This window comes from Fimbriimonadaceae bacterium, assembly GCA_019638775.1.
Classification (GTDB): domain Bacteria; phylum Armatimonadota; class Fimbriimonadia; order Fimbriimonadales; family Fimbriimonadaceae; genus JAHBTD01.
Map to the genome: position 1 here is coordinate 1 of JAHBTD010000049.1, position 6,923 is coordinate 6,923.

The following is a 6,923-nucleotide window of genomic DNA, read 5'->3' on the forward strand; positions in this document are numbered from 1 at the left end:
TCCCGCCTCCCGCCCCACTGGAGAACCCCCTAGTTTTTGCGTGTCGAGTGCCCTATGGGAAGACACTAGGGTTACCGCCAGTTGAACGACTGACCGTGCGGCGACACACTCGTGCCGACAGCCTGTGTGCCCCATCTCGTCGAGAAAGGAGAGTGGTCATGCGTCAGCTCATTCTTCGCAGCCTACTAGGCTTCGTAATTGTTGCGGCCGGCGGGTGCAGCTATCTGTTCTATCCTCACGCCAAGGACTTCACCGAGAAGGCAACGGGTGGTACGACCATCGAGACCTTGATCAACCTGACCGATATGATGGAGGCCACTGCCAAGGCCGGCCGACAGGGGAAAGGAAACGATCAGGCTCTTGATGATCTGCACAACCAGCTCCATGCCTTTGACAACACGATCTGCTGCGTCGACAAGAACAAGCGCGATCTACCGGCCTATGACCTGCTTGTCACGCACAATAAGGAGCTCTGGGCGATTTTTAAGCGCGCCTGGAAGTTCAAGGATGACCAACCTCAGCGCAGTCAACACATGGAGCTGTTTGCCACGGAAGTACGGGAGCTCCGGGACTCGCTCCACGCATTGCAATGAATGCCGGAATGTTGCACAGTGCGCCATAGCGGGGAGTCAGGCTCGTTGACTCCCCGCCGTTGCACGATTTTCGACGCTCCCGCTGAAACGTCAAGCCGCCATGCTTGACCGGTCCAGGCTTACGGGGGCACAGCGAAAGGTGCGTGGCGCATGCGTGCCGACAGTTTCAAAGACTTTGTTCTGGATCAACTCGGCCGAGTCCCCCAGCTCATGTGCAAAGCGATGTTCGGCGGCCACGGTCTCTATCAGCGCGAGACGTTCTTTGGCATCATTCACAAGGGCCGGCTCTACTTGAAAACCAATGGGATGACACAACCGACATATGCCGCGCGCGGCATGCAGCCGTTTCGCCCGAACGGCAAGCAACTCCTCAAACACTATTACGAAGTGCCGATCGATATCCTGGAAGATGCCGAACAGTTGACGGTCTGGGCGCACCGGGCCATTGCGCCACCGACTGCGCAATTGATGCTTCCGTTTCATGACCATCCTTCCACACGGGACGTTCTCACCCACGGGTCATGAGCCGGCCGCTCACCACACCCCCTCGACGTCTCTGGACCATCGGGCATTCGACCCGTTCCAACGAAGAGTTGCTCATACTTCTTCGATCTCAGGAGCTCCAACGGCTGATCGATATCCGTCGTTATCCCGGCTCAAGGCGATATCCTCATGTTCATTCGGCTGCGTTGGCCAAGAGCCTCCCCGTAGTTGGTATCCGGTATGAAGACATGCCGAGGCTCGGCGGACGGCGAACGGCTCGATCCGACTCGCCAAACGGCGGCTGGAAAAACGCGAGTTTTCGAGGGTATGCCGATTACATGCAGACGGAAGCATTCGACCAGGCACTCGACGCGCTGATGGCCTATGCCGCAGAAGCACGGACCGCCATCATGTGCGCAGAAGCCGTCCCCTGGCGGTGCCATCGCTCCTTGGTCGCCGATGTCCTCGTCATTCATAGATGGGAGGTCGTCCATATCATGGGGCTCGCCCAAAACAAGAAACATCAGTTGACGGCCTTTGCCAGGGTCGAAAGCGACCTGATTGTCTATCCTGCTGCAACTGATGGGGAGGCCCCGCCCCGCTTGCTCTGAGCACCTGGGATCGACTTTAGAACAACATGGAACTTACCCAAGTAGCTACAAAACCTCGCGAAAGCGTTATAATCCAGCTGAGGATCCGGGATCGCTAGAGACGATCGTACAACTTATGCCGTTACTCGTCGGACAACATATTAGCCCCGAAGAACTCGAACGGACGACCAGCACGTGGCCTCCTGAACGATTTGCCGCGCTCTGCAATACCGTGATTTGGGCAGCGTCAGGTCGTGCATTTCAAGAATTTCCCTCATTCACAACCCGTGTGAACGTGAAAGATGGTGGAATAGATGCGGAATGGACCATCGAAATCCCCGACGATCATGGAGATATTCCTACACCAATCCTACGCCCAGGCTGGAACGTGTTCCAGTATAAGAAGCGCGATGTCCTCGCTGACAAGCGGCAACCCATCATCACCCGACTCCGATCTTCGTTAGTCGGAGCGCTCAAGGAAATCGAAGAGAACTTCGGCAGGAAACCTGAACGGTATGTTCTCTTCGTCAACATTCATCTCACCCCAGGCGAGACGGCCTCTCTCAAAAAGAGCATTCAACAAAACGACGGCGAAGACTTAGCCGCTCATATACAAGTGGTCGGAGCCGCAGAACTCGCTGCATTGCTCAACGATCATCCTCATCTTCGGGCAGCTTTCTTTACCCCACTCGCTTTTCAGACGTGGCAAGGCGCCTACGAGGTCCATCGCAACAAGAAGCGATTTGGTTCCTCTGTTGAAATCGTCGGACGAGAGTCCGAACTGGATCGTTTAAAAACCCTTGTCGACAGTCCTCTGATCCGAGCAATCGTCCTGAGCGGCCCTCATGACATGGGGAAGAGCCGTCTTGCACTCGAAGCAACCAAACACAAACCGTATGACGTAGCCGTTGCGATAGACCCACGCTCAACCGACTTAGCCAACTATCGCGACCTATGCTCAAATCGATCAGAAACCATTTGTATCGTCGAAGATCCGGAATTCGATACCCTGCAGTCTCTCATCGGAGAGGCCTTGTCAGTGCCTGGGCTGAAATTGCTGATCACTTACCCAGCAGCTGAAGCATCAGATTTGAGCTATGGATTCGATAACCGAGTTGAGTCACTTCAGCTTTTCCCCCTGGGCGATGAAAGCGCAAGGGAACTTCTACACGCGACGGGACAGGTTCTTGACTACGGAATTCAGGAATGGATTCTTAGCCAGGCAGGTGGAATCCCAGGAATCCTCTTAGCGGCGGCCAGCATCGCAAGTAATCTTCGCCAGGACCATACAGCCTTTAGTACCGCCGTGGGAAAAGAGTTTGAACGCCGTATCGTTCAGGAGCTTGGCGAGGCAGCCTCGCGCTCAGCTCGGCTGCTAGCTGTCTTGACCCACGTTGGAATCAGCGGCCCGCACGAGGCCGAAATTCAGACCATCTGTGAGATATTCGGGGATGGTCTATCGTCTCACGAAGTACTTGCCCAGCTACCAAAACTAGAAAACTCTGGCCTGGCAAGGCGGGCTGGTTATTTTGCCGAAATAGCCCTCCCTCTTCTTGCGAACCATCTGATCGAACAACTTCTCCAAGGACGGAGAGATGAGATGTTCGCCCTGTTCGCCAGGTTGGACGAAGCAGGACAGATCAGATTCATCAAGCGGCTTGCGCAATTGAGAGGGCCCGAAGCCGAACCATTCTGGAATGAGTTATTTGCATCTGATGGCTTACTAGGCACACTTCCGAGCATTCTTAAACGACCTCACTTACTCAGACTTGTGGCCGGAACAGTGCCCCACCGAGTACTGCATGTACTTGAGAGCAACCTCCTCACCAGTACCAGAGAAACTCGGTTAGCCATTGCCGGGCGCTCTCGGCGTGAATTAATGTGGGCGCTTGAGCAACTTCTATTCAGAGCGAAAACTAGTAAAGGAGCCCTGCGGCTTATCTGGCTCCTGGCGGAGGCCGAGAATGAGAGTTGGGCAAACAACGCAACCGGCGTCCTCGAAGAATGTTTTCTCCCACGCCATCCGCAAATGCCGCTGCCCTTAGACGAGAGAGCAGCTCTTATCCGGCAACGTCTGTCGTCTCGACCCAAACCAGAAACGAGACTCGTTGCAATCAAAGCCATCGAGAAAGGCTTAGGAAGAGAACGCTTATCAGTTCGTCTTCGTCGGAGCGAAAGCTTCCATCCTTTAGACACACGACCTGACCTAACATGGCCGGACGTTTCTAGCTATCTGATTACGCTCGCGGAGATTTTGATCTCACTTGCCTCCCAAGAAGATGAAACCTCCCAGGCTGCTTTAAAACTGCTCCCGAATTCTCTCGCAGAGCTGGCCTATCATGGGCTGACGGCCAAAAGCCAAAAATATTTCAAGCTGTTGACCCACTGGGCGCGTTCCGAACGTAAGGGACTCGATGTGTCGAAACTGTCCGGCGTGATGAGACGGGTTCGTGACTTCTATGACGAGCAGCTTGCGAAGCGAGGTTTCCCCGATGAGCGAAAAGCGGAATACACCCAGTTCATTTCAGCCCTGACCCAGTGGCAAGTTTCGTTGGATCAAGGTGGGTTCGCAACCAGACTCAAGCTTTGGGCAGGCGGGGGACGCTACCGCTTGCCTAATGAATGGAACCAGGTGGAACAGGAACTGCGCAAGCTTGCCCAAGAAACAGTTCAATCTCCAGTGCTCCTGACAACCGACTTGACAGAGTGGCTGACAACCTCCTCCATGAGAGAAACTCGAAGCTTTTTTTATGCTCTCGGCCAAGAGGACAACACTCTTTATTTCCAGCGAATCGTTGAGGCGCTCGGCAAGGATGCCCCTGGCAGCAATACCTTTGCTCCCTATTTCGCCGGTTGGGCAAACCGCGATCCCCTGGGAGCTGAGAACCGATTGGATGAGCTCGCCGACTCGCACAGTGTCTCTGCGACCGCTCTGCTGGGTACGACGAGCTGGCTAGACCCAACACCTCGGGGGCTCACGCGGATCAAGAAACTCGCATCAGGGGATCCTGAATATGCTGCCGCTATACTTGGCCGATGGATCGATCATCTGAGTCCCAGAGAGTTTACAGAGCTACTCCAAATCATAGGTGGACATGATCTGCAACAGGCCTCTGCCGCAGTCGACTTGCTGGGAAGCTGGATGTACCATCAGAAACCTTTCGATGGACCATTGAGCGACTTGGCGTGGCGTTGTATCGAACACGGGCCCTCGAGAAAACCGGCTCGATCTGCCGAAGGTTGGCATTTTGATGAGTTGGCCTCTAAATTGACCGAGGCCAATCCTGACGTAGGCTTTGAGAAATTCCACCAGCTTCTTATCGCGTCTCCATCCCGGACGTCGGACTGGGAACTCCTGGATATGGATGGGGGAAATCAATGGTGGAAAACGCTACGAGCGCAAGACCGCCTGCGCGTATTTCGGATCTTACTCGCGACCTCTCTGGCAGACCACACCGTGCAAGAAATGCTTTCCTGGCGACTGAAGGACCTACTCGATCAAGAGCAGGACGCTGACGATTTGCTCAAGGCCATTGGAGACGAGGCCGGCCTTGCACGCATTGCTGCAAGATGGCTCGTTGGCAGCAAGCCAAACTTTTGGACTCTCGCGTTTGCACTTCTTAAGAGATTTCCTCACAACCCTCAGCTACAAAGTGCCCTCACCTCGGCAGCGATGGACATAGGAACCATGATTGAAGGCCCCGGTTCCCGCTTCTATACAATACGACAGCAGGAGATTCAGGCACTGGTGGAGAGCTCTTCCACACCAACGGAAGCGCGTCCTTGGCTCCGGGATTTGATTGAAATACTTGGTTCAGAAGTCGAAACCCGTTTGATCTGGGAATATGATCTTGAGGTGAACGATGTGAAACGGTACATCCATGGAGATGACATCGATCAAAAGCGGTGGGCTATCGGTAGGGTCCTCAAATATGCGCAATGGTCTGATGTCAGGAAGCTGCTGACGGTGGATGAAATCGAAGAGGCTCTCCCCCATATCACTCTGCCAGAGCCGAGGCGAACGATCATCGCGAGACTTTTACCGACCTGGAAATATGCCGGCTAGCATCCTCACATCCCTTCAGCGGCAGGTGCTGACTTCTTTCTTCCAGAACGATCTGGGGCAACGGGGCTATTATTTGACTGGAGGGACTGCCCTCGCGGAGTTTTATCTTCGTCACAGACATTCGGATGATTTGGATTTCTTCACCCGAAGACAAGACCGGCTCGACCAAGACTTCAGGCACTTCCTCGATCTTATCCCTACATTCGGCCTTACCATTTCTTCCGACACGATATCAGGCGACTACTTGAAGCTTTTTGTGCGAAACGAGGGCAGCAATCAGGAAGAGCTTAAAATTGAATTCGCACGGGATGTACCGGCACAAATGGCACCGCACACAATTCAAGAGGGAATCGTTATCGATTCATTCGAGGACATCGCAACAAATAAAATATGTGCGATTCTTAGTCGCCAGCCCTCTGAGCCAAAAGATTTTTACGATTTATATTTCATACTAAAGCACTCCCATTTCACCTTGGACTATCTCATAAGCCGCGCCCGGGAGAAAGAGGCCCTGCTAGATACCGAGGACGGAATACTGCTGTTCGCAGCAAACCTGCTGACTGTCCAGAATCTCGCTCTGATGCGCAAGCTCGAACCAAGGATGATTAAACCCGTCTCGGCTGAGGAACTTCACGATTTTCTCTTTCCTCTGGCTACAGAGCTTTCACAACGCTACCGCCCTGGCCACCGATAAGCTGGATGGCCATGAATGCCATCTATCGCTTCCTCAGCGATCTGGTCCTGCTGCTGCACCTGGCCTTCGTGCTCTTCGTCGTGACGGGCGGGCTGCTGCTGGTGAAATGGCCTCGCCTTGCCTGGCTGCATCTACCGGCGGCGGTCTGGGGCGCGGTCGTGGAATTCACCGGATGGATCTGTCCGCTGACGCCGCTGGAACACCAATTGCGCGCTCTGGCCGGTGAGTCGGCCACGGAGGCCGACTTCATCGGCCGCTACCTTCCCCCCCTGCTCTATCCCGAAACATTGACGCGCGAGATCCAACTCCTGCTGGGCTTGCTCGTGCTGGTGGTGAACCTGGCCCTGTACTGGTGGGTGTTCTGCAAAGCCTCGGGAGAGAAGCCGTAGCGATCGGCCCGCTATCGAATCGGTTCGTTCTTTGATGAGGTCATGATCAGCGCCAGGCAGCCCTGCTCACTTGACGTCACGGGGTGGACGGTGCCCGCCTCCGCGCGG

General features: G+C 54.6%; 6 protein-coding genes. All 6 read left to right on the forward strand.

All coding sequences use genetic code 11. The features are described 5' to 3' along the window. Nucleotides 1–158: 158 nt before the first annotated feature. Nucleotides 159–593, forward strand: coding sequence for a hypothetical protein (locus KF784_19175; GenBank protein MBX3121187.1), 435 nt, complete (start codon nt 159–161; stop codon nt 591–593). Between the two features lie 150 nt (nt 594–743). Then, the gene (locus tag KF784_19180; protein MBX3121188.1) at nt 744–1,118 is read left to right on the forward strand and encodes a TfoX/Sxy family protein; all 375 of its coding nucleotides are present in this window, start codon (nt 744–746) and stop codon (nt 1,116–1,118) included. Next, nucleotides 1,115–1,687, forward strand: coding sequence for a DUF488 domain-containing protein (locus tag KF784_19185; GenBank protein ID MBX3121189.1), 573 nt, complete (start codon nt 1,115–1,117; stop codon nt 1,685–1,687). The genes KF784_19180 and KF784_19185 overlap by 4 nt, the downstream gene beginning before the upstream one ends. A gap of 115 nt (nt 1,688–1,802) precedes the next feature. Next, nucleotides 1,803–5,732, forward strand: a complete 3,930-nt coding sequence (locus KF784_19190) for a hypothetical protein (GenBank protein MBX3121190.1) — start codon at nt 1,803–1,805, stop codon at nt 5,730–5,732. Beyond that, on the forward strand, nt 5,722–6,426 hold the full coding sequence (locus KF784_19195; protein MBX3121191.1) for a nucleotidyl transferase AbiEii/AbiGii toxin family protein: 705 nt from the start codon (nt 5,722–5,724) through the stop codon (nt 6,424–6,426). Before KF784_19190 ends, KF784_19195 begins: the two co-directional genes overlap by 11 nt. Before the next feature lie 11 nt (nt 6,427–6,437). Beyond that, nucleotides 6,438–6,815: a DUF2784 domain-containing protein gene (locus tag KF784_19200; protein ID MBX3121192.1), complete on the forward strand. Its 378-nt coding sequence runs from the start codon at nt 6,438–6,440 to the stop codon at nt 6,813–6,815. Nucleotides 6,816–6,923: the final 108 nt, after the last annotated feature.

Bases quoted from the DNA above. Each gene is read 5' to 3' on its own strand.
- KF784_19175 (MBX3121187.1), top strand. From the start codon at position 159: ATGCGTCAGCTCATTCTTCGCAGCCTACTAGGCTTCGTAATTGTTGCG.
- KF784_19195 (MBX3121191.1), top strand. From the start codon at position 5,722: ATGCCGGCTAGCATCCTCACATCCCTTCAGCGGCAGGTGCTGACTTCT.
- KF784_19190 (MBX3121190.1), top strand. From the start codon at position 1,803: ATGCCGTTACTCGTCGGACAACATATTAGCCCCGAAGAACTCGAACGG.
- KF784_19185 (MBX3121189.1), top strand. From the start codon at position 1,115: ATGAGCCGGCCGCTCACCACACCCCCTCGACGTCTCTGGACCATCGGG.
- KF784_19200 (MBX3121192.1), top strand. From the start codon at position 6,438: ATGAATGCCATCTATCGCTTCCTCAGCGATCTGGTCCTGCTGCTGCAC.
- KF784_19180 (MBX3121188.1), top strand. From the start codon at position 744: ATGCGTGCCGACAGTTTCAAAGACTTTGTTCTGGATCAACTCGGCCGA.